This is a genomic window from Ligilactobacillus agilis (assembly GCF_025311475.1).
In the GTDB taxonomy this organism is placed as follows: domain Bacteria; phylum Bacillota; class Bacilli; order Lactobacillales; family Lactobacillaceae; genus Ligilactobacillus; species Ligilactobacillus agilis.
Genome location: NZ_CP104397.1, coordinates 346,763 through 369,418, shown reverse-complemented (window position 1 = coordinate 369,418; position 22,656 = coordinate 346,763). Strand labels below are relative to the sequence as shown.

Genomic DNA, 22,656 nt, shown 5'->3' with positions numbered 1-22,656 from the left:
AACTCCTTACTGTTACTAAGTAATGGTAGCGTTAGCAACTAACATCTAGGGTTAATTATAACAGTCCTAAGCAATTTTACAAGCTCTTTAAGGATTTACCGATTTTCCCTTAAAACCAAATCCTACTTTAATAGGTAAGGGGCGTCCATTTCTGGGTCTTGGGAAGTCAAAATCTTAGGACCATCCTTAGTAATAGCGATGGTGTGTTCAAATTGGCAAGAAAGGCTGCCGTCAGCAGTCCGGGCCGTCCAGCCGTTAGGGTCGTCCATTTCAGCCTCCCAAGTCCCCATATTAATCATTGGTTCGATGGTAATCGTCATCCCTTCACGCAAGCGTAGGCCATGACCTGCTTCACCATAGTGAGGAACGTTAGGACTTTCGTGCATCGTTGGTCCAATCCCATGACCGATAAATTCACGTACGTCGCCGTAACCCATCTCATCTTCAGTATAGTGTTGGATTGCTGCCCCAATATCGCCAATCCGGTTGCCAACCCGGGCTTGGTCAATTCCTAAGTACAAGGCTTTCTTAGTTACAGCCATCAACTTATCAATTTCTGGGGTTGATTTACCAACAACGTATGACCAACAAGAGTCACTCATTGCCCCTTTGTAGTTAACCACCGTATCGACCTTAACCAAGTCGCCGTCCTTTAAAATCAGATCCTTGCGGGGAAAACCGTGGCAAATTTCATCATTGACGCTGACACAGGTTGCGTATTTATAGCCTTCAAAGCCAATTTGTTCTGGAATCGCGCCGTGGCTTTCAATATAGTTTTTACAAAATTCTTCAATCTTCCAGCTAGAAATTCCTGGTTTAATAATATCTCTTAGGGCAACATGCATTCCGGCTAAGATTGCCCCTGATTTAGCCATATCTTCGATTTCTCGTGGTGACTTAATGGTAATCATAATTAATGCCTCCAAAAAAATTTTACCTACCCATTATAGCACGGAAACTAATTCTTGCTGTAATTATGTTTTCAGCCTGCTAAATCTGCTATAATGAGGCAGAAAGACTTTTTGAAAGAAGGTTATTTTATGGCAACTGCCAAAGTTATTTTTGCAACCATTACTGGTAACAACGAAGATATCGCTGATATTATTGCAGAAGAATTAGAAAATAAGGGTCTAGACGTCGAAGTCGAAGAAATTTCTCAGGCTGACCCTGCTGAGTTAGAAGCCGTTGACCTTTGCGTCATCTGCCCTTACACCTACGACGAAGGCTCACTTCCTGACGAGGGGATGGACTTCTACGATGAATTAGCCGACGTCGACCTTAGCGGTAAAGTCTATGGGGTCGCAGGGTCTGGCGACACCTTCTATGGTGAATACTTCTGTACCGCCGTTGACCTGTTCGGGGAAGCCTTAGCCAAGGCCGGCGCTAGCAAAGGGGCCGACAACGTTAAGATTAATCTCGCCCCTGACGAAGATGAAGATATCGCCCGCTTAGAAGAATTTGCCGACCAATTAGTTAAGGCTTTAGGGGAGTAGTCTGTGATTAAAGAGTTATTGCTTAAGTATAAAGCCGTCATCGCCTACCTCTTTTTTGGGGGCTTGACCACAATCATCAACATCGTCGTTTTCCAGGTTTGTTCCGTAAACTTGGGCATGTACTACCAGCTAGCTAACTTCTTGGCTTGGTTACTGTCAGTACTTTTTGCCTTTATTACCAACAAGTTATGGGTGTTTGAATCAAAGTTTACCACCGTCAAGTCTTTCTTGATTGAAATGTGGTGGTTCTTCTTCTACCGCATCATCTCTCTAGGCTTTGATGCCGGCATCATGTTTATCGGGATCTCCCTACTTCATGCTAACGGCCTGTTAACCAAGTTAGTCGACCAAGTGGTGATTGTCTTATTAAACTACTTCTTTAGTAAGTTCTTAATTTTTAAGAAACGTTAGGTTAATATTAAATAACCTCCCTAAGTAAGCACAAAGATTGATTTTAGGGTAAAATAATCTTTGTGCAAATCTGTGAGGGAGGTTTTTTTGTGCAATTTTCATTTAAGCGGAAAAATCCGCGCCTATATTTAAGCTATAGTTTGGCCTTTTGGGGGTTAGCTTCACTCATTTACGGCCTGTACTTAATTACCGGCCACCAACTGGTTTGGTACATTGACGCGGCTAACCAACACCTACCAATTTTAGAAAGTTACCGCCAAACGCTACTTGACTTTATTCACCACCCGAGTGCGGGCTTTCCAACTTGGTCTCCCAAAATGGGACTAGGTGCGGACACTTTTTCTGTTTACTCATATTATGTAATCGGCGATATTTTTGACTACCTAACCTTGTTAGTGCCTGCTAGCAAAGTGGTCTTAGCCTACCAAGTGCTGATTATTTTACGAATGTATTGTGCCGGCTTAGCCTTTTGTTTTTTTGCTAGCCACTTTAACTTTAAAAATAGCACAATTGTCGCCGGCGCGGCGGTCTACCTTTTCAACGCCTTTTTGCTATATGCTAACGTAGCCCACCCCTTCTTCATTATGCCCTTTATCATCTTTCCTTTGGTGATTTGGGCCCTAGAACGGGTGTTAATGCAAAAAAGCGCCTGGCCACTACTACTTAGCTTTACCTGGATGTTAGCCAATAACTTTTACTTTGCCTTTATGCTAGGAATTGGCGCCATTATCTACCTCCTCTTGCGCCTAGCCTTTACCTATAAAAACAAGCTTAATTATCTAAAAACTTTCGGCAAATTAGCCTGGGCAAGCTTGATTAGCCTTTTACTAGCGGCGGCACTTTTATTACCTGAATTTTTTGCGGTTACTAGCTCCACCCGGGCCGGCAGTGCCTTTGCCAACGGGCTTAAAATTTACCCCCTATATTATTATCTAACCTTACCGGGTCAACTAATTAATGGAGCCAACCGTGACTTTTACTTTTGGTCTGCCCTAGGCTTTGCTAGCATCAGTTTTTATGCCCTCGTTTACGTCTTTAGCTACCGCAAAAAATACCCAGTCTTAGCAGCTAGCTTTAGCCTGGGCTTTATCATGTTTCTAATTCCAGCCGTGGGAGCCTTATTTAACGGCGGGATGTCCCCATCCAACCGCTGGTCACTAATGCTGTGCCTGCCGATGGCCTTAGCGGTCTGCTTCTTATTAGAAGCTTTGCCTAAGTTAGACTACCGGCTCCTAAAGCGGTTTGTATGGGCCACCCTTATTTACAGCATCTACCTAGGTGGGTATTACTTCTTTGATAGTGATAAACGGATTTTCTTCCCGCTACTGTTCTTGTACGCCAGCCTAGGGATCATCAGTTGGTTTTACTTTAAACCAGCCCGGTTTTCACAGCAGCTTCTCAGTGGGCTAATCTTACTTAACGTCTTAGTCAACGCTCTTTATTTCGAAGCGCCTTATGCGGGTAACTATTCTAATGAGCTCCTGCCTAAAAACGCCTACCAAAAGGTGCAAGCAAATAGTTACTTTGGCCTGGACCAAGATTTAAAGGACCCTCTAACCTACCGGGTCTCAACCATCAGCAATAATTACTTCTTTGGCAGTAATTTTGATTTATACAACGCCTTAAACGGTAGGTTAGCCCTCCTTAATTCATATTACTCCCTGCAAAATAATTACCTGGGAAATTTTATGAACGACCTCCAAAATACTCAGTACGAGGCTACTAGACCAATCGGGCAAGTGGCCGACCGGACCGTGTTAAATAACTTCTTCGGGGTCCGCTACCTCTTTAGCCAAATTAATCAGCCTAACGCCAACAAGCTGCCAGCCGGCTATCAATTGGATAAGCTGACCCCCAAGGTTACGGATCCTAATCACAATAGTAAAAATGATACCCAGGCTAGACGTTACGTGACCAATAACAACTTTCCTCTGGTTTACTGGCAAGATCAAGCCTTTAGCCTCAAGCAATACCGGCAATTTAGTCCCAGTCAAAAAGAACGTGCCCTTGCCAGTGGAGTCGTCGTTGCCAACTCACACCTGGCCGGCTTAAAGTCAGCTTCGACTAAGCAACTATCCAGCCAGGTGTTAGAAGTACCTTACCAGTTGATTTCTAGTCGGGGTAACCTCGTCTCCAGCCAAGACCTCCTCAAACAAGATGCTAATGAGAGTTACCAACTGGTGTTAAACATTCAGTCGGCTGATAAGCAGGTCCAAAAAAAGTTGGATCAACTTTATGCTAACAGTGAGCTCCACTTAGAAATCACCGATATTTCTTATCAACCCTTTAGCCTCAAAGAACAAGTTAAGTTAGAACAACGCAACAATAATAACGACTTAACCCGGGGAATAATTGGGACTAACTCGGCTTTAACCAAGTACAAGTACTTCCGTTACCACATCTTGAAGGGGTCACCCGATGAAAGCTTCGCCCTCAATATCACTTCGAATTTAGGTACCGAAAAAATTAGCCAACCAACCCAAGCAGCTACTTCTTTCTACAAGGTGGTTAAAAATGGGACGGTAAACGTCGGTTACTTCACCAAGTTACCGACTAGTCTAACTTTAACACCCTCTAAATTGGGCCACTACCACTTTAAATTGAAGGTAGTCGCCTTACCACTACAAGGTCAGTACCTAAAAGAGGTCAGCCGTATTCAAAAACATGGTCTGCAAAACTTAACCTTTACCACTACCGGCTTTAAAGGCCAAATCACTACCAAGCAAACCGGGATTTTAACTTCCAGCATCCCATACTCTAAGGGTTGGTCTGCCAAGGTTGATGGTCATAAAGCCAAGGTCATCCGAACGAATACCGCCTTTCTAGGACTCAAATTACCTAAAGGGCACCACCAAATTACCTTCACTTACCAAATTCCTGGTCTAGCTTTAGGTAAGAAGCTTAGTTTAATTGGATTAATCCTACTTGGGTTAAGCCTCGCTATCAGCCTAATTAAAGGACGCATTAGGCATAACTAAATAAGGCCGCTGAGTTCAAACGAGCTCAGCGGTCTTATTTTTATTAACTATTTAAGTAACCAAAAATATGCTAAAACTAAAATCCCTAAGATGATGCGATACCAACCGAAGATCTTAAAGTCGTGCTTCTTGATATACTGCATCAAGAACTTGATTACAACGATTGAGGATACGAAGGCTGTAATTAAACCAACCACCATAATCCACATTTCCATTGAGCTAAAGACAAGCCCAAACTTAGCCAATTTGAAAACTGCGGCCCCAAACATAACCGGAATAGCTAAGAAGAAGGTAAATTCAGCCGCTACCGTCCGAGAAACCCCTAAAAGTAAGGCCCCTAAAATAGTTGCCCCTGAACGAGATGTCCCGGGAAATACTGCCGCAATCAATTGGAAGAAGCCAATCATTAAGACGGTATAATACGATAATTCTGCAATCGAGTTAATCTTAGGCCGACTCCCCTTGTGAATTGTTTCAATCCAAATGAAGGCCACCCCGAAGATAATCAAAGCTAAGGCAACGCAGACAGGATTATAAAACAACTTTTCAAAGGTATCGTTAAACTTAACCCCAATAATTCCGGCTGGCAAGCAGGCGATAAAGATTTTCACCCACATGATGAAGGTTTCTTTATCAATAAAGCGCCATAACCCTTGGGGGGCACCGATTCCATTTGCCTTGGCTAGCCTAAACGGCCAGATCCTGTGCCAATAGATTACCACTACGGCCATAATCGCCCCGAGTTGGATTACCACTTCAAACATACTATAAAAATCTTTGCTAACATCTAACTTGACGAATTCATCAAGTAAAATCATGTGCCCTGTACTTGAGATTGGAAGCCACTCTGTAATTCCTTCAACAATCCCGAATAAAAAGGCCTTAAATAGTTCTACCATGAGTCTATGTAAATCCTTTCTCTAGCTATAATTTACTAACCTACTCATTATAGGCTATCTTAGACCTTGCAAGCAAGATGCTTTTAAGGACACGCGGCTTCTTAATAAAATTTCAATAAAAAAGCCAGCCTCACCAGCTGACTTCAAACTTCTATGCTTGGTACATATACGCCCTCGTTTTCGGTAAATTCTTACCGCTTGGTCCCTTAGAAATTAGGTACTGGATACAGTCAATATTACCTGATTCAAACGAAGCCGCACAGGCTTGCAGGTACAGGTCCCACATCCTAATAAAGCGCTCGTCGTGCATTTTTCTAACCGCAGGTAAGACCTGGTTAAAGTTTTGGTCCCAAATTTCCAAAGTTTTTTGGTAATGCCGGCGTAAGGTTTCTAAATCAGCCACCTGCATCCCGGCATCAACAATGTGACCTAAGTTTTCTAACAAACCTGGAATATAACCACCTGGGAAGATATACTTATCAATCCAGCCATTGTAAGCCCCACCTTGTTGCCGGGTAATTCCGTGGATTAAAGCCACCCCGTCATTAGCTAGGTACTTAGCAATTGTTTGGAAATATTCGCCTAAATTTTCTTGACCAACGTGTTCAAACATCCCCACGCTGGTAATATAATCAAAGGGCTCATGCTGAATCTCCCGGTAATCTTCCAAGATAACTTCGGCTTGTTGTTCAAGTCCGAGTTCTTTAATCCGGGCCCTGACAAACTTAGCCTGTTCTTCACTTAAAGTAATCCCGACTACCTTTAGATTATACTTCTTAGCAGCAGTCAGCATTAACGTTCCCCAACCACAGCCAATATCTAGCAAGCTCTTGCCTGGCTTAGGGTCTAATTTTTTCAAGATATGTTCGACCTTATTTCTTTGGGCTTGCTCCAAACTATCAGTTTCATTTTCGAAGTAGGCACAAGAATATGTCATCGTTTTATCTAGCCACAGTGAATAGAAATCATTGCCCAAATCATAGTGACTTTGAACATCTTCTTTACTGTGACTCTTAGTGTGTGATTGCTTTGGTAAAAACTTCTTAAATTTATTATTGTTTAGAAAGCTGTCCGCGTTAGCATAAGCCGAGGTAATTAATTTTTGAAGCGAACCTTCAACTTCAATCTTGCCATCCATATAAGCCTCACCCAAGGCGATTGACGCATTTTCGGTCAAGGCTTTTAATGAGATTTTCTCGTTAATCTTAATTTTCACCTCTGGTTTTAACCCACCGTACTGCTCAACTTTTCCGTTAGGGTATGTCACCTCAACCGGAATATTAAAAGAATGTTTCAGTAGTTGTTTAAAAAGCATATTATCTAACACCATTCTTCTCATCCTCTCTAACTAACAATAAATACCCTTATTTTAGCACTTTTCCTCAGCGCCCGTAAGCAATAAGCTTATTTTTTATAAAAAAATTTAGATATTTCAAAATAGAACCGGTTCAATAAACATTTCTTTTCTTAGCTACTGGTTGGCTTAAGGCTTCCACTACCTGGCTAGCGTCTAAGTCTACAAAAAATAACTCTCCCCGCGAGCGAGAAACCGCCGTATATAGCAAGCTATCGTTAGCGGCCTCCAGTACGTAAACCCGCCTAGAGCCGCTGCCTTGGGCCTTGTGAATCGTCAAAGCGTAGGCTAAAAATAAGTCCCGGTTAGCAACGTACAAGGGTAGTTCATACTCGTTACTTGCCGTTTTGACTTTAATTTTAGGCTCCTTATCTTCCAAGTGCAGCTCGGTTACAATCCCAAACTCACTGTTGGTATAACCATACCGTTGCTTTTCATCGTCATTTTGGTAAAAGACCACCTGCGCTCCCTCAAAAAAGCCTCCGTGTCCATAGTCATTCTTAAAGAAAAACGGGGTCTTGGCCCGCCCATCTTTGGTTAAAACCCGGTAGTACTGCTGGTTAATTTTGCCCACCGTCAAATTCCGGTGTGCCAAAATCATGCAGTCCTCTAAGGCCGGGTGAAAATACTTATAGTTAAGCATATCCCGCTTAGCGCCTGTAAACTTACCGGCTTTCTTAGTCACCAGCTGTAAGTTTTTCGCCCGAATCGCTGCGATTAAAGCAGCTGTCTGCTTATTTTGGCACCGGAGGTTGGTTTTAAATTCGTAATAACTACCTTCCTGCTTTATTAACCTCATCAAATCACCACAAACATTGAGGGCATCTAAATCCTGGCTGACTGGTGGCAGTTGCTGATCATCTCCGGCGAGTAAATAGCGGTAGCCCGGCCCTAATTTGTCAAACAACTGCGCTAACATTTGGGTAGTTACCATTGAAATTTCATCAATTAAAATTACTTTGATTCCGGTTAAGACCAGCTCGGGCTCGGCTTCCAGTTTAAACAAGAGGTGTTGGACAGTATCATTTTGACTAAAGCCATGGTCCACCAAATTCAACCGGGCTTTGTGGGTAGGTGCTAGCGCCAAAACAGCGTTAGGGTCCAGTAACTTGCTGAGGGTATAGGTTTTGCCACTGCCACCTACCCCTAATAGCGAAATCACCTGCTGGTCATTTTTCTTTAACCAGTTAATAAAGCGCGCCTGTTCTTGGCTAGGCCGAAATTGCTCCTGGAGCTTCCTGTAGGGAAAAGCCACCTTACTTTTTGCTTTGAGTGCCCGTCTGAGCTGGCGTTCAAAGCGGCACTTGCTTGCAAGGTGGATGGTCTTACCACATTCCTTAGCACAGATAAAGCCAAATTCTTTTAGCAAATCTAAATCACTTAACTGTTCCTTAGCGCTTACGGGTAAAGTTTCTCCCGCCTCTTTTAGGCTAACTAGCCCTTGGCAGCTCTGCAAGTGTTCAACCGCGACCCGGTCAAGTAAGTCATTTGCCTCTAGGTACTTAGCCACTATTTCCAGCGAAAAACCGGAAACCAGCAACAGGGAAAACACCCGCGACTTCTCCCACTTAAATTTGAAGTACTTGTCGTCTTCTAGGTAATCATTAAAGGCTGAGCGATAATACAGACTGGGCAAATAGGGTAAGTAGTCCTTATATAGGGTCCGGCCGTCCGTTAGCCTGCAAGTTAGATAGCCCGGAATGTCCGTTTTCTGGGGGTAGGTGACGGTTAGTTGGAGCGTTTTCAACTCCTGGAAGCGGGCTAACAACTTAGGGGGCAGTCCGTGAATAAAAAACTTAGCTCCTTTAAACCCGGCTTGTTTACAACTAGCAATTGGCGTCCCCTTTTTACTCAATTTTTGGTAAGTAAAGGCCATGGTCGTCGGCTCGGAAGCTGCTTGTGTCAACTGCTTTTGTAGTTTCGCTAGACTAGTCGCCTTTAAACCATACTTTTCAGCCTGGGCTAAATAGTGTTGAGCTTTTAAATACTGCTTTTCTTTACAAGCTAGTAAGCACAGGTATTTAAAGGCCGGGCCAATATTTTTACGCGCCCGCCCGTCTAAATGCAATTTCAGATAGTGCTTTACTTCCTTATTTTTCCCCTGCAAATAAGCACACTTGCCTAAAAAATAGCAGACCGACTTATATTTGGGATTCAGCGCAAATATTTCCCGGAAAATAGTCTGCGCCGCTTTAACCTTCCCCGCCGCTAGCAACTGGCGAGCTTGTTGATACTTTGCGTCCATTTTGCACCTTCTTAAGTTACTTTACTAATTCTTAGAGTTTTTGTAAGTGCATTCAACTGCGAAATCATGTTATAATTATGCTAACTTAAAATAAGTTCGTAATTAAAATTAAGGGGAGATGCCTGTGGTTAAAAGTTTCGTTCGTTTCTTATGGTTAGTCTTAGCCATTGTCAGTTTTGTCGGCGGGATTGTCGGGTTATTGCTACCCGTTATTCCCCAAATTCCGTTTTTCATCCTCTGTCTCTTTAGTCTGTCTAAGTTTTCTCCCCGGTTTCATAGTTGGTTGCAACAGACCAAATTATACCAAAAATACTTTTTGGGCTTCAAAAGAAAACTCCACTCCCAGGCAGATAATTTAAAGGAAAAGGAAGGCTCAATTAAGGCCCGGATCCTCACCTTCTTTTTCCAAGGTGAAATCGAGAAATAACAATAGGCTCCTAGAAAAGTTGCATAGCTTTTCTAGGAGCCATTTTTATTTCAAGACAAGTTAAGCTTAAATCAGCACCTTGCCAACAAACCTACGAATATCACCAAAAACTGAGCGACATGCCAACAAGTATACACATAAATATACAGGTATTGTTACGTATAATACAAAGCGCATGGTTCCAAAAATTATCTGCCAATTACTTTTAGTGACAGTATCCATAATCATGTAGCTAGCACCATATATCCCTAGGAAGCCACTTATTAAACCTAAAACTAATGTAGGAACAAATAACCAAGAGATTTCTAACATTACTACCTTAATGATTTCTCTCTTACCATAACCTAACTGAATTAAGGTTTGATATTCAGACAAAACAGGTGCAACCTCTAACTTAGCAGTAAAATACAATATGGTACTAATACTAATGAAAAATAGGACGGTTGCTATTGAAATTAGCAAGAACGTTGGGCTATTAGCCGTAACTATTTCTTTATTACGCTTAGCTGAACTCAAATATTTAAGTTGTAAATGGTCAAAGTATTTAGGAATAGCCATGTTATCCCGCATATTTTTGCCATTAATACTAGTCAAATAAAAATTAGAATCAGCATACTTTTTTTGAAGGTTTGTAAATAAACCATCATTAAGCACTACTATTGCTACGCTATTACCAAAGGCAATCACATTATTGTTAGTGCTATTTTTCAAGTAAATTTGATCACCTTTCGTGGAATTAACCCTTTTGTCAACCCGATGATTTAGACTTGCATAATAATTAACCAACACCCCTTGTCCAACGGGAACTTGCTTAAGTTTAGTTTTTCCCTCAGCTATTGCCAAGCTATTATACTCAGTTAACGAAATTGCATCTAAGTGCTGATATATCAACTTGTTGGTGATTGCTAACTGCTCTTTAATTGGAACTCTGACAATCTCTACATCTGTCACAGTTGCTGCTGGAAAATGCTTCTTAATACTCTCAGTTTGGCTAGGCGAGAGAGCTTTTTTCTTAGCTAATATTGTCTCTAATGTAGCCGGCATTACCCGCTTCATGGCTTCCTTGGGATAGCTTAACGTTATTGCCGTAATTCCTAGGGTAACTACAGATAATGAAAACAAGAGGCCGATTACAGTTATTAGCTGTGATTTATTTCTAATTCGATGTTGCATCCGTGGCAAAACAACATTGTTCTTTTGACCATAACTTACCTGCTTATTTTTCAGTAAATAATCTATTAATTGTGGTAACGAATAATTAATCGTTAAAACCGTCCCACCAATCAATAGAATTGCGGTTAACGCTGCAATTGGCATAAAACCAACTTTATCCCAAATATCATTGGGACGCTGAGATAAGTCTATTAGCAGGCCATATGCTATTAATAAAGTGGTTATCCCTACCCAAGCAATAACTGGTCTCTTTTTAATTTTTTTATCTTGGATCACTTGTAAATTGACAATTTCTACTAGATTTTTCTTTAAAATCCAAACTAATTCGAGATAGGTAATAATAACCGTAATTATTCCTAAGCTTCCTAAAGAAAAGTAGGCCTTTAGTCCAATAGCAATTGGCCACACCGCAATATCTAGACCCAGGAATTTTATTAACCAAGTTCTTATTAACGCATATATCCCCAATCCTAAAGGAACAGCTAAGATTACACCAATTAAAATCAAGATTGTATTTTCTAACCAAAATAAGTTAATCAGTTTTCTATCGCTAAAACCTAGAATGGAATATATTCCTAGTTCTTCAGATTTTTGTCTCATAAAAAAGTTATTGAAGTAAATAAAATAAAACAAAACAAAAATGGTGTAGAAGACACTAATTAATCTAGCCATCTCTTTTATATTAGCATTATCAGCCAACCTAGTTACAATCACACTATCATTTCCAAAACATTGAATTGCAAAAAAGAGGCTGAAAATCAGTATTTGCGAGCAAACGTATACCAAGTACAACTTACTTTTTTGTTTCAAATCAGCTAAACTTAAGTCCATTAACATTTTAAAGTTCCTCCAAGTCTAACATTACATCAGAGATACCCTTTTGATATGCTCCTTGTGTCTTATATTTACTCCGTTCTAGATAAGTATTAATTTCTCCATCTTTTAGAAAAAAGACTCGGTCTGCAAAACTAGCTGCAAATGCATCGTGTGTAACCATCAAAATCGTTGTCGCTAGCTTTTTATTAATCTCCGCTAACTTTTTCATTATAATATTAGTCGAATTTGAATCTAATGCCCCAGTCGGTTCATCAGCTAATAACAATTGAGGCTTTTTTATTATCGCACGCATAATAGCAACCCGTTGTTTTTGGCCCCCAGAAAGTTCATGCGGATAATTTTCCAATACATTTGTTAATTCAAACATTTCTCCCAAAGCATCAATTCTATCGTCTATTGTCTGTGCCTTTTCGTTACCCAAGAGCGTTAAAGAAAGGGCAACGTTTCTTCTTGCCGTTAAACTTGACAACAACTTATAATCTTGAAAGACAAAGCCTAACTTTTCCTTTCTGAATTTAGCCGCCTGTTCTTTATTCAAATTAGCAATATTTTGATTATTAATTAAGATTTCCCCTGAATTTATCTTATCTAAAGTTGCAATTGAATTTAATAAGGTTGTCTTTCCTGAGCCCGATGTCCCCATAATAGCCACAAATTCGCCATCAGCAACTGAAAAGCTAACCTCCTTTAAAACCTTCGTTTGACCATAATCTTTAGTCACTTGTTTTACACTTAAAACATCCACGTTAACATCCCCTATAATTTATTGGCAGTATTAAAGCTATTACTATTAAAAAAATCAAATATCTTTAACCTGCTTTTTATATAGTATAATACTATTATCAAACAACATGACTATACAACCCATAAATGGGATTCACAATTCATTTATGCAATAAGGAGGAAACGACATGGATTTAGCCTCAACTATTTCTGATATTCGTAAACATAAAGGGCTCAGCATCAGTGAGTTAACCCAAGATATTATTTCAACTTCTACCTTTGGCAGATATATAACTGGTACTACAGACTTACATAGCCAAAGTTTCATCGAAATTCTTAATCGCCTTCATATCACCTTACCTGAGTTAGAATTCATCGCTAATAACTACAGTAACAATGAAGAAAAAGAATTCATGACCAAAATTATGCTTAGTTTTACCAACCAAGATATTGATTATTTGTCATACTTGAAAACAACTTGCAAACAGAAATTAGGGAGTCATAATTCTTTCTACGACCATATGTTAGGATTAATAGATATTTTAATCGCCCGATTAGACCATAAGGAGATTGATGTTTCAGACAATCCTTTATATAAGTACCTAATCCGTACCGAAACATGGACTAGGTATGAACTAGTCTTATTTTCTGACTCACTTATTTTTTGGCCACCAGAAACAGTAGTCACTATTTTAAAAAGAGCAATTACTACCGTATCTAAACTAGATAAGTTAAATCCCTATGGACTCGAAAGTTTTCGTTTAATCAGCAACGCTATTACTTCATTAATTTTTCATCACGATTATAAAAACGCTCTCTACTTCATTGAAATATTAGAACAATATCAATTACGTGACGATTTCATTTATGAAAAACTATTTTTAAAACTATTCACTGGTTTTAAATTAGCCATTTTAAAAAAGGATGCTCAAGTCTACCAATCCTATTTTGATGACTGTCTTGCTGTCATTAAGATTCTAAACTTACCTACATTACAGGCATCTTTTGAAGCCGCTATCAAAGATATTAAACTTGCAATTAGCAAGTAAGTCTATAACTTAAAACGTACATGATTAAAATTACATATAAATAATAAGCACGAATAGAATTTTTGATTCCATTCGTGCTTATTATTGTTATTCTTGCCCTAAAGCAGCTTTAAGCGCTTGGGCTAAGGCACTTTCTTGGTCTTCGTCTTTTTGGTTGACCTTTTGGAGCAAGCGGCGCTCTTCACGCTTGGTCATTTTCTTAGAACCACGCTTACCACCACCTATTTTTTCGGTGGTGCCATCGTATTTGCACCGGAAGTAATCCCCATTTTTCCCGGCCACAATTAACATTTTACGGTGACATTGCGGGCAGCGGTGGTTAGATACTTTGGCTTCAGCCCGGCGCCGGTAGGAACATTCGGGGTTGGTACAAATTAATACTTTACCATCCCGACCATTGCGTTCCCGCAAGAAGCTACCACACTCAGGACACTTCTTTTGGGTGAGGCTGAAGTCTTGGTACTTAGCCTGACTGTTTTTGACCTCTGACACTAAGCGTTTGGTGTCGGCTTCGATTTCCTTTAAGAACTGCTTACTTGCATACTTGCCCTTGGCAATCGCTTCTAGCTGACTTTCCCACTTAGCGGTCAATTCAGGGCTGACTAGCTCTGGGTTAACTAGTTTTAAGAGCTGCTTGCCCTTAGGCGTTACCCGCAGGTGGTTACCACTACGTTCCATCAGCTCAGTTTTGACTAGCTTTTCGATAATCTCAGCTCGCGTTGCCGGGGTCCCGAGACCATATTTTTCCATTTGGGCTAACAAGGTCCCTTCGGTTAAAGGACTTGGCGGACTAGTAAGGGCTGCTTCCACCTTAAAATTAGGGGCAACTGCCTGCCCTGCTTTGAGGTTAGTGGTTACTTGCTTAGTTTGCCCTTGCTTCTTCCAGCCTGCTTCAATTACCCGCTCCTCTTTGAAATTAAACAAGGCCTGCCCGAATTTAACGGTAATTTTTGCTTGTTCAACCTTGTGGACCGGAGCAAATAAGCCTAAGAACCTTTCAACGATTAAGCCGTAAATCCGGTGTTCATCGTTAGAAAACTTAGCGTAGTTAGGCCGTTGCTCGGTTGGAATTAAAGCGTAGTGATCTGTTACCTTACTATCGTTAAAGACTTTACCTTGCACAACCTTAACTTGACCTTTGGCATAGTCTTTAGCTTCAGGAAACATTTCGCTGATCGCTTGCAAGCGTTCCTTTAGGCTAGCTTTGATGTCAGAACTCAGATACTTACTATCGGTCCGGGGGTAAGACACCACCTTGTGGGTTTCGTATAGACTTTGCACTAGACTTAAGGTCTTCTTAGCCGAATAACCGTAGCGACTGTTAGCCTCCCGTTGCAATTCGGTTAAATCGTAAGGTAATGGAGCCGGTTCAACTTTGACTTTAGTCTTAATTTCACTGACTTTACCAGGTGTTTTTCTTAACTTAGCGACTAATTCTTGGGCTTGTTCGCTAGTCTTTAGTGCCTGGGGATTTTTTTGAACCAGCTTGGCCTTGATTCCATTAAGCTCCAGGCTAATTTGGTAGTACTTTTGGGGAATAAAGCTACTAATGGCGGCTTCCTTTTTCCCGACTAAAGCTAGAGTAGGAGTCTGTACCCGGCCAGCGGATAAATTATCTTGATATTTCACTGTTAGCGCCCGGGTTACGTTTAGCCCTACTAACCAATCGGCCTTAGCCCGGGCTAGGGCTGAATAATAGAGGTTATCGTACTGCTTAGCCGGCTTGAGGTTAGCAAAGCCTTCCTTGACCGCCTTGGTTGTTTGCGATGAAATCCATAGCCGTTTAACCGGCTTGTTGAAGCGGACGTACTCTAAAATCCAGCGGGCAACTAACTCACCTTCCCGGCCGGCGTCGGTAGCAATGACCGCTTCTGCGATATCCTTTCTTTTAACTAACTGGCCGATTGCCTTTAGTTGGGGCCGGGTCTTAGGTAGGGGCTTAGTGCCAATGTACTTAGGAATCATGGGTAGGGTTTCTAACTCCCACTTTTGCCACTTCTTGTCCAAATCTTCGGGCATCTTAAGGGTCATTAGGTGTCCTAACGCCCAGGTCACCACCACCTTAGGGCCTTCAAAGTAATGCTTATTTTTCTGATTGGCACCTAAGATTTGGGCTAAATCTCGGGCTACACTCGGCTTTTCTGCTAAAATTAATTGTTTCACATCAACGTTCCTTCCTTTTTCTTATACTCTAAATTTTAACACAAAAGTTACTTGTGGTAGTAAACTAGGCTCAGGAGGTTTTTTTATGACTGTTGACATTAACTACGTTCAAAATTTGACCAAGGCTGGGCAGGTTTACAATGACCTTGACCCTAAGGTGGTCGCCGCTAGAAATCACGCCTTAAAAACCACACGGGCTTACAATAATAAGGTCTATCACCAAAACGAGTACGATTACCAACTGCTTAGGCCCCTGTTTAAACACTTAGGTGCTTTTCCTTATATCGAACCTAACTTTTACTGCGAATTTGGCTTTAACTTAAGTATCGGCGATAATTTCTTCTCTAACCACGACGTGGTCTTGATGGACTGTGCCCCGATTACCATCGGTAACGACGTCAACATCGCCCCTAAGGTCGGCATCTACACGGTTAACCACGTCGAAGATCCAGTCGCTAGGGCCCACCACCAAATCTATGCCCGCCCCGTTGTGATTGAAGATGGGGTCTGGATTGGCGCCGGCGTTAACATCGTCGGAGGCGTTACCATCGGGCAAAATGCGATTATCGGCGCTGGGAGCGTGGTGACCCAAGACATCCCCGCCAACGTAATTGTAGCCGGCAACCCTGCCAAAGTTATTCGCCCCCTAAAAACCAACTAAACAAATGCCACTTACGAACTAAGCCTTCGCAAGTGGCATTTATTAGTTAAAATATTGTTCAGGAATGAAGAGTTCACCCAAGGTGGCAGCCATAATGGCTTTAATAGAATGGAGTCTATTTTCACCTTCAACAAAGACCCGTGAATTTGGCCCTAAAAAAACCTCATCGGTTATTTCTAACTCACTGAGTCCATATTCTGCTGCAAGCTTCTTGCCTAAGGTTGTTTCTTGGTCGTGAAAGGCCGGCAGGCAGTGCATGATAATCGTTTCTTGCTTACCCGTTTGCGCTAGCAAGGCTTGGTTTACCTGGTAAGGTAATAAGGCCTCAATCCGTTTATGAACGTCCACCTTTTCCCCCATTGAAATCCAAATATCGGTGTAGATGGCATCTGCCCCGTTAACAGCCTGCGTAGGGTCGGTAGTTATTAACAACTCAGCCTGGGACTTAGCAGCTAGTTTTTGCGCTATTGCCACCACCTGGGCTTGGGGTTGCAGGTCTTTAGGAGCCGCTAAATGAAAATTAACCCCTAAAATGGCGGCCGTCACTAACAGACTATGGGCCATATTGTTGCGTCCATCCCCAACGTAGCAGAGGGTTAAGTTAGCTAAACTTCCAAACTCTTCTTTCAGGGTCATAAAGTCAGCAATCATCTGGGTAGGGTGCCATTCATCGGTTAACCCATTCCAAACTGGCACGCCGCTGTACTTGGCTAGCTGTTCAACGCTGTCTTGCTTAAAGCCCCGAAATTCAATTCCATCAAACATCGAGCCTAAGATTTTAGCCGTATCAGCCAGTGATTCCTTATTACCTAACTGAATGTCGTTTTGACCTAAAAATTCGGGATGAGCTCCCAGGTCATTAGCCGCCACGGTAAAAGCAGACCGCGTTCTCGTCGAGGTTTTTTCAAAGAGTAAGGCAATATTTTTACCCGCCAAATATTGATGCGGAATATGCTTTTTCTTCAAGTCCTTTAAATGCAAGCTAAAGTCAATTAAAAAATTCAACTCCTTGGCGCTGTAATCAAGCTCTTTTAACCAGGATTTACCGTAAAAATGATTTTCCATCAACTACACCCCCACTAAGATAGCTTCTGCTAAGACCGCCTTGATTTCTTCAATTCCTGCCAGTAACTCTGAGGCTGGCATTGTCAACGGAGGCAACAGGCGTAAAGTATTGTCCCGGGCTGCTAAGGTCAAAACCCCGGCTGCCTGTAGTTTTTCAATCACTGCTGCCACCTTAACTTCTGAACTTAAGTGAATTCCTATCATTAATCCCAACCCAGTTACACTGGTAACACACTCTAAAGCTGTTAAGTCTTCCAAGTAATGCCAAGCAAACTCTGCCTTAGCTGCCACTGCTTCCAAAAACTCTGAATCCATCGTTGCTAAAACTTCCTTGGCAGCTGCCATCGCTAGTGGGTTGCCGGCAAAGGTCGACCCGTGACTACCAGGGCCAAAATACTTGCCTAAGGACTTTTTACCAACCATTGCCCCCACTGGAATTCCGTTGGCTAACCCCTTAGCTAAAGTAAAGATGTCTGGCTTTAAACCATAGTTTTCAAAGGCATACAGCTTGCCCGTCCGCCCCATCCCAGTTTGAACCTCGTCTATGATTAGTAAGGCGCCAACTTGCTGACACTTAGCTGCTAGCGCCTTTAACCAACTAGCGTCAGCCGCATAAACGCCCCCTTCACCTTGGACGACCTCTACAATAACCGCCGCTAAGTCGGAACTAACCTGCTCTAAAGCTTGGTCATCGTTATACTCAGCAAAACTCACCCCCGCTAACATTGGACTAAAGCCAACTTTGATTTGGTCATTACCCGTTACTGACAACGAACCGTAAGTCCGGCCGTGAAAGGAATGGTTGAAGGCTAAAATCTTTTCTCTGCCGGTTGCCTTTCTAGCTAACTTCAAGGCTGCTTCGTTAGCCTCCGTCCCCGAATTACAAAAACTTACCAGGTAATCTTCCCCGTTAACAATTCCCTGGGCGACTTGGTCTTGCAGACTACTCTCATACAGGTTCGACGTATGCCAAACCTTAGTCAACTGCTCTGTGACAGCTTGATTCAACTTAGATTGGTTATAACCTAGGTTGCAAACCCCAATGCCACTGGTTAAATCTAGATACTGTTTGCCTTGATCGTCCGTTAGTTCCCAATCGCTTCCTGCTACGATTTCAAAGGGAAATCTCTTATAGGTTGGAAATACATAGTCCATTATTATTCCTCGCTTTCAATTTGGGTGCCTTGTTTTGCTAAACTATTGGTAATAAAAACTTGACTAATGCCACTGCGCTGGGCCGTCAACGCAGCCTTGACCTTTGGAAACATCCCACTGGTAATAATTCCTTTTTGGACTAACTTAGCCGCCGTACTTTCACTTAGCTTGGCTACTAACTTGCCATTTGCTAGTACCCCCGCTACATCCGTTAGCAAATATAATTTCTCTGCCTTTAGCTTGCTTGCCACTGCTAACGCAGCCTGATCAGCGTTAACATTTAACCACTCCCCGCTCTCCGTTAAAGCTAAGGGGGCTAGCACGCCAATTTTAGTCTTTAATTCCGCCATTAATGCGGCCTGGTTAACGTAAGTGATGGCTCCCACCTGCCCGTATTTGGCCTTATCTAGGTAACGCCCCTTTAACAGGTAATTACTAGCTGCGTTTAGGCCCTGCACGTTAAGGTGGTGGTCACTTAATTTCTGCAATAATAGCGGCTGGGTTTGTCCCAATAAGACCAACTTAGTGAGCGCTAGCGTTTGTTCATCGGTTACCCTAACTCCGTCCGTCTTTGTAACCGGAACGTTTAACTTTTGGCACAACTTGGAAATCATCGGCCCACCCCCATGAACCAACAAAATCTGTTTCCCCGCTTGGCGCCAAGCTGCTAACTGCTCAAAAAATTCGCTAGTCAACTGGTCCAAGGCGTTGCCCCCGACTTTGATTACAATTAAATCTTGCATTTAACTCCCCCCTAACTCCGATAGGATGCGTTAATTTGCACGTACTTATAGGTTAAGTCACAGCCCCAGGCGCGCCCACAAGCTTGCCCTGTATGTAAATCGACTTCAATTAAAATCTGATCCTGGCCTAAACTGGCTTGAAGACCTTCTTCATCGTAAGCCTGTTTTTGGCTCGCCTTTAAAATTGCCACCTGGTTGATGGCTAAATCCAGCTTAGTTACGGCGATGCTAACGTCAGTCTGACCAAGGGCACTAATGATCCGGCCCCAGTTGGCATCTTGGCCAAATAAGGCCGCCTTAACTAGGTTAGATCCAACAACGGCTTTGGCAGCCACATTGGCATCCCTTTTACTCGCCGCCCCTTTAACCAACACTTCCACTAACTTACTTGCCCCCTCACCGTCACGGGCAATTTCCTTGGCTAGGTATTCTAACACGGCCTGGAAAACTTGCTTAAATTCTTGGTAATCCTGACTATCCTTAGTTAAGGTCTCGGAGTCAGCAACTGCTAATCCATTAGCCATCGTTACCACCATATCGTTCGTGGAAGTATCGCCGTCAACCGTAATTTGATTAAAGCTAGTTGCTACCTGGTCGCTGAGTAATTCTTGCAACAACTTGCCGTCTACCTTAGCGTCAGTCACCACAAAGCCCAGCATAGTGGCCATCTTAGGGTGAATCATCCCCGACCCCTTACAAAAACCAGTCATAACACACTTTTGACCGGCTTGCTCGAATTCAAAACTAATTGTTTTGGGATGGGTATCGGTGGTTAGGATTGCTTCCGTAATCTTGTGGTTAGCTGTCAATTTTAAGGCGTTAATCCCCGCTTTTAACTTAGCCATCGGTAAAAATTCGCCGATTACTCCAGTCGAAGCAACCCCCACTAACTTAGGATTTATCCCCAGTTTAGCGGCAACTAACTCTTGTTCCGTTTGGGCATCCAGTTCACCCTGGGCCCCCGTAAAGGAGTTAGCCACAGCACTATTGACAACTAGTGCTTGAAGCTGGTGGCCTTGTTCAATCGTTTGCTTAGTTAAAGTCGTTGGTGCAGCACAGAATTGATTGGTTGTATACACCCCGGCCGCACTGGCTGGCACTTGTGAGTAAAGCCAACCCAAATCTAACTTTTTCTTTCTGAGTCCACTGTGAAGTCCGTCTGCATAAAAACCCTTAGGCCAAGTAAATTCAATCTCTTTCATCTTCAAAATCCTCCCTATGGCCAAGCAGGAATAGCTGGTAACCCTAACGTCTCTTCAAAACCAAATAACTTGTTAAAGTTTTGTACCGCCTGTCCGCTGGCACCTTTCAATAAATTATCAATCACGCTTACCACTAACACCGTGTTAGTCACCGGATTATAACTTAAACCAATGTCACAGTAGTTAGACTGAATTACATCCTTAATCGCTGGTAAGTCGCTCCCACTAAAACGTACCCACTTCTTGTCGTGATAATACTTGGTAAACACCGCCTCCAAGTCAGCTTGCGCAAAGCCTGGTTTCACCTTAGCGTAGGCACTAACCATAATTCCGCGTGTGATGGGGATTAAGGTCGTCGTAAATTGGATTGCTTCTAACTTGTCATTCCATGTTTGTAACTCTTGCACTATTTCAGGAATATGTTGGTGACAGTTAACCTTGTAAGCCTGAGCATTTTCGTTGATGTAAGCATAGTGGCTAGTTTCAGTTAATTTCTTCCCCGCACCAGCTAAACCCGACTTAGCGTCCACGATGATTGAATCCAGCTGAAGCAAATCTTCTTTCACCAAGGGAGCTAAGGCTAAGAGGGTTGCCGTCGCATAACAACCCGGGTTAGCAATGTAAGTTCCCGCTGGCTCAAACTCGGCTAAGCCATAGGTGGCCTGCGCTAAGAGCTTGGTAGCGGCCGCCGGTTTTTGATACCACTTTTCATAACTAGCCGCTTTTTTTAAACGTAAATCCCCGGATAAATCAATCACGGGAAACTTAGCTTCCATAAAGACTGACGCCAACTGGCTACTAACTCCCGCCGGCGTGGCTAAAAATAAAACATCATTTTCCGCCATAATTGCTTGCGAGTCATATTCTTGCAAAGATTCAGTTTGATTTTTAAAGGCCGTGACCGCTTCAGCTAAAAAACGTCGCGGCTTGCGGCTATAAAGATTCACCTTGTCAACCTTTGGATGTTCTTTCAACAATTTGTATAAAACACTACCGCTATAACCGCTAACGCCTAAAATAGCCGCATTCATTCCAGTCACTCCATTCACTATAATTGAATAAAAATTAAATTATGTTCATAACTATATACCCCCGCAACTAAAAATTCAAGTCTTTTTTAAATTTTTATTCAATAATGTTACAAATAAACAATTTTTATTCATTTTTAACGGATATATTCACTTATAATGTGAATATTAACTTTTTGAATTGAAATAACTTTTCTTAAATTTAGTGCTATACTAGAGATAGGCGGTTATAACTTAGAAAGATTATAAACATCAACGAATAACTCTGATTTAACAAGATTTATCCTTGACATCACTCTAAATAAGCTATAATATTTATTTGATTAGAAAAATTATAAACTGAGGGTGAAGAGATTGAAAAAGATGAGTTTAGCACAAAAAGTTAACGTCATGCGGGCCGCCGTTATGGGGGCCAACGACGGCATCTTATCCGTCGCCGGAATCGTTATCGGTGTCGCCGGGGCTTCCACCAGCAACTTTGCAATTTTCATTTCCGGGATTGCCGGGATGCTAGCCGGGACGGTTTCCATGGCGATGGGGGAATATGTTTCCGTTAACAGTCAAAAAGATTTTCAAAAAAAAGCAATTATTCAACAACAAGCTGCCTTAGCAACTAATTATGACCACGAGTATGACTTTGTTTTGCAAAAATACCTAGCACATGGAATTGCACCGCGGTTAGCCAAAAGGGCTACTGAAGAAATGATGTCTAAAGACCCTTTAACAACTACCGTCCGTGAACGCTTTGGTTTTAACCCGCAAGAGTTTACCTCACCCTATGAGGCAGCCTTGGCTTCGATGATTTCTTTCCCAACCGGGTCAATTTTGCCTTTAGCCGCCATTACCCTATTTCCAGAACAAATTAAGGTCCCTGCTACCTTCTTAGCGGTGATTATCGCCTTGGCCTGCACGGGTTATCTAGCCGCCCTCTTAAGCAAGGCCGACCGGTTCCACGGGGTTTTACGAAATGTTATCTCCGGTTGCATCACTATGCTGGTCACCTTCGGGATTGGTTACTTGATTGGAAATTACTAGAAAGGACCTGGTTTA

Annotated in this window: 19 protein-coding genes; 7 read left to right on the top strand and 12 right to left on the bottom strand. The window is 42.2% G+C overall.

The features are described 5' to 3' along the window. Positions 1-122: 122 nt before the first annotated feature. Positions 123-911: a type I methionyl aminopeptidase gene (gene map / locus N4597_RS01710; protein WP_050611023.1), complete on the bottom strand. Its 789-nt coding sequence runs from the start codon at positions 909-911 to the stop codon at positions 123-125. Positions 912-1,040: 129 nt separating this feature from the next. Here map and N4597_RS01705 point away from each other — a divergent pair, with 129 nt between their 5' ends. The 3 genes from N4597_RS01705 (at position 1,041) to N4597_RS01695 (ending at position 4,882) form a co-directional block, all read left to right on the top strand. Continuing rightward, entirely contained in the window at positions 1,041-1,493 is a 453-nt protein-coding gene (locus N4597_RS01705; RefSeq protein ID WP_050611022.1) for a flavodoxin, read from the top strand. Between the two features lie 3 nt (positions 1,494-1,496). Further along, on the top strand, positions 1,497-1,904 hold the full coding sequence (locus N4597_RS01700; RefSeq protein ID WP_056975778.1) for a GtrA family protein: 408 nt from the start codon (positions 1,497-1,499) through the stop codon (positions 1,902-1,904). An 89-nt stretch (positions 1,905-1,993) separates the two neighbouring features. Then, a complete protein-coding gene (locus N4597_RS01695) occupies positions 1,994-4,882 on the top strand; it encodes a YfhO family protein (protein WP_260904298.1) in 2,889 nt (962 codons plus the stop codon). A 47-nt stretch (positions 4,883-4,929) separates the two neighbouring features. On the opposite strand, the gene N4597_RS01690 is transcribed toward N4597_RS01695, so the two are convergent. The 3 genes from N4597_RS01690 to N4597_RS01680 form a co-directional block, all read right to left on the bottom strand. Then, a complete protein-coding gene (locus tag N4597_RS01690) occupies positions 4,930-5,781 on the bottom strand; it encodes an undecaprenyl-diphosphate phosphatase (protein ID WP_056975775.1) in 852 nt (283 codons plus the stop codon). A 151-nt stretch (positions 5,782-5,932) separates the two neighbouring features. Further along, the gene (locus N4597_RS01685; protein WP_191996080.1) at positions 5,933-7,111 is read right to left on the bottom strand and encodes an SAM-dependent methyltransferase; all 1,179 of its coding nucleotides are present in this window, start codon (positions 7,109-7,111) and stop codon (positions 5,933-5,935) included. 118 nt (positions 7,112-7,229) lie between these two features. Next, positions 7,230-9,380 carry an AAA family ATPase gene (locus N4597_RS01680; RefSeq protein ID WP_260904297.1) on the bottom strand — a complete coding sequence of 717 codons (2,151 nt, stop codon included), beginning with the start codon at positions 9,378-9,380 and terminating at the stop codon, positions 7,230-7,232. Between the two features lie 124 nt (positions 9,381-9,504). On the opposite strand from N4597_RS01680, the gene N4597_RS01675 reads away from it, so the two are divergent. After that, positions 9,505-9,807, top strand: coding sequence for a DUF454 family protein (locus tag N4597_RS01675; protein ID WP_050611017.1), 303 nt, complete (start codon positions 9,505-9,507; stop codon positions 9,805-9,807). A gap of 66 nt (positions 9,808-9,873) precedes the next feature. Here the strand turns inward: N4597_RS01675 and N4597_RS01670 are convergent, their stop codons facing one another. Next, positions 9,874-11,817, bottom strand: a complete 1,944-nt coding sequence (locus N4597_RS01670; protein ID WP_260904296.1) for an FtsX-like permease family protein — start codon at positions 11,815-11,817, stop codon at positions 9,874-9,876. Position 11,818: 1 nt separating this feature from the next. Next, positions 11,819-12,562: an ABC transporter ATP-binding protein gene (locus tag N4597_RS01665; protein ID WP_260904295.1), complete on the bottom strand. Its 744-nt coding sequence runs from the start codon at positions 12,560-12,562 to the stop codon at positions 11,819-11,821. A 166-nt stretch (positions 12,563-12,728) separates the two neighbouring features. On the opposite strand from N4597_RS01665, the gene N4597_RS01660 reads away from it, so the two are divergent. After that, complete coding sequence (locus N4597_RS01660) at positions 12,729-13,589, top strand: helix-turn-helix domain-containing protein (protein ID WP_260904294.1); 861 nt, start codon at positions 12,729-12,731, stop codon at positions 13,587-13,589. An 87-nt stretch (positions 13,590-13,676) separates the two neighbouring features. On the opposite strand, the gene N4597_RS01655 is transcribed toward N4597_RS01660, so the two are convergent. Next, the gene (locus tag N4597_RS01655; protein WP_260904293.1) at positions 13,677-15,752 is read right to left on the bottom strand and encodes a DNA topoisomerase III; all 2,076 of its coding nucleotides are present in this window, start codon (positions 15,750-15,752) and stop codon (positions 13,677-13,679) included. 85 nt (positions 15,753-15,837) lie between these two features. On the opposite strand from N4597_RS01655, the gene N4597_RS01650 reads away from it, so the two are divergent. Continuing rightward, positions 15,838-16,413 (top strand): sugar O-acetyltransferase, encoded by a 576-nt coding sequence (locus tag N4597_RS01650; protein WP_260904292.1) that lies wholly within the window; start codon positions 15,838-15,840, stop codon positions 16,411-16,413. 42 nt (positions 16,414-16,455) lie between these two features. On the opposite strand, the gene argF is transcribed toward N4597_RS01650, so the two are convergent. From argF to argC, 5 genes are read right to left on the bottom strand one after another with little or no spacing between them, the layout of a single operon-like run. Beyond that, positions 16,456-17,478, bottom strand: a complete 1,023-nt coding sequence (gene argF, locus N4597_RS01645; protein WP_260904291.1) for an ornithine carbamoyltransferase — start codon at positions 17,476-17,478, stop codon at positions 16,456-16,458. A 3-nt stretch (positions 17,479-17,481) separates the two neighbouring features. Beyond that, positions 17,482-18,639, bottom strand: a complete 1,158-nt coding sequence (locus tag N4597_RS01640) for an acetylornithine transaminase (RefSeq protein ID WP_260905183.1) — start codon at positions 18,637-18,639, stop codon at positions 17,482-17,484. Then, positions 18,636-19,376 (bottom strand): acetylglutamate kinase, encoded by a 741-nt coding sequence (gene argB / locus N4597_RS01635; RefSeq protein WP_172579172.1) that lies wholly within the window; start codon positions 19,374-19,376, stop codon positions 18,636-18,638. Before argB ends, N4597_RS01640 begins: the two co-directional genes overlap by 4 nt. A gap of 11 nt (positions 19,377-19,387) precedes the next feature. Continuing rightward, positions 19,388-20,578: a bifunctional glutamate N-acetyltransferase/amino-acid acetyltransferase ArgJ gene (gene argJ, locus N4597_RS01630; protein WP_260904290.1), complete on the bottom strand. Its 1,191-nt coding sequence runs from the start codon at positions 20,576-20,578 to the stop codon at positions 19,388-19,390. A 14-nt stretch (positions 20,579-20,592) separates the two neighbouring features. After that, a complete protein-coding gene (argC, locus tag N4597_RS01625) occupies positions 20,593-21,609 on the bottom strand; it encodes an N-acetyl-gamma-glutamyl-phosphate reductase (protein WP_260904288.1) in 1,017 nt (338 codons plus the stop codon). A 360-nt stretch (positions 21,610-21,969) separates the two neighbouring features. Here argC and N4597_RS01620 point away from each other — a divergent pair, with 360 nt between their 5' ends. Beyond that, positions 21,970-22,641 carry a VIT1/CCC1 transporter family protein gene (locus tag N4597_RS01620; RefSeq protein WP_050611057.1) on the top strand — a complete coding sequence of 224 codons (672 nt, stop codon included), beginning with the start codon at positions 21,970-21,972 and terminating at the stop codon, positions 22,639-22,641. Positions 22,642-22,656: the final 15 nt, after the last annotated feature.

What these genes read in the sequence shown, in the direction of transcription:
- map (WP_050611023.1), bottom strand. Translation starts at nt 911, where the DNA reads ATGATTACCATTAAGTCACCACGAGAAATCGAAGATATGGCTAAATCA.
- N4597_RS01705 (WP_050611022.1), top strand. Translation starts at nt 1,041, where the DNA reads ATGGCAACTGCCAAAGTTATTTTTGCAACCATTACTGGTAACAACGAA.
- N4597_RS01690 (WP_056975775.1), bottom strand. Translation starts at nt 5,781, where the DNA reads ATGGTAGAACTATTTAAGGCCTTTTTATTCGGGATTGTTGAAGGAATT.
- N4597_RS01685 (WP_191996080.1), bottom strand. Translation starts at nt 7,111, where the DNA reads ATGGTGTTAGATAATATGCTTTTTAAACAACTACTGAAACATTCTTTT.
- N4597_RS01680 (WP_260904297.1), bottom strand. Translation starts at nt 9,380, where the DNA reads ATGGACGCAAAGTATCAACAAGCTCGCCAGTTGCTAGCGGCGGGGAAG.
- N4597_RS01670 (WP_260904296.1), bottom strand. Translation starts at nt 11,817, where the DNA reads ATGTTAATGGACTTAAGTTTAGCTGATTTGAAACAAAAAAGTAAGTTG.
- N4597_RS01660 (WP_260904294.1), top strand. Translation starts at nt 12,729, where the DNA reads ATGGATTTAGCCTCAACTATTTCTGATATTCGTAAACATAAAGGGCTC.
- N4597_RS01650 (WP_260904292.1), top strand. Translation starts at nt 15,838, where the DNA reads ATGACTGTTGACATTAACTACGTTCAAAATTTGACCAAGGCTGGGCAG.
- argF (WP_260904291.1), bottom strand. Translation starts at nt 17,478, where the DNA reads ATGGAAAATCATTTTTACGGTAAATCCTGGTTAAAAGAGCTTGATTAC.
- argB (WP_172579172.1), bottom strand. Translation starts at nt 19,376, where the DNA reads ATGCAAGATTTAATTGTAATCAAAGTCGGGGGCAACGCCTTGGACCAG.
- argJ (WP_260904290.1), bottom strand. Translation starts at nt 20,578, where the DNA reads ATGAAAGAGATTGAATTTACTTGGCCTAAGGGTTTTTATGCAGACGGA.
- argC (WP_260904288.1), bottom strand. Translation starts at nt 21,609, where the DNA reads ATGAATGCGGCTATTTTAGGCGTTAGCGGTTATAGCGGTAGTGTTTTA.
- N4597_RS01620 (WP_050611057.1), top strand. Translation starts at nt 21,970, where the DNA reads ATGAGTTTAGCACAAAAAGTTAACGTCATGCGGGCCGCCGTTATGGGG.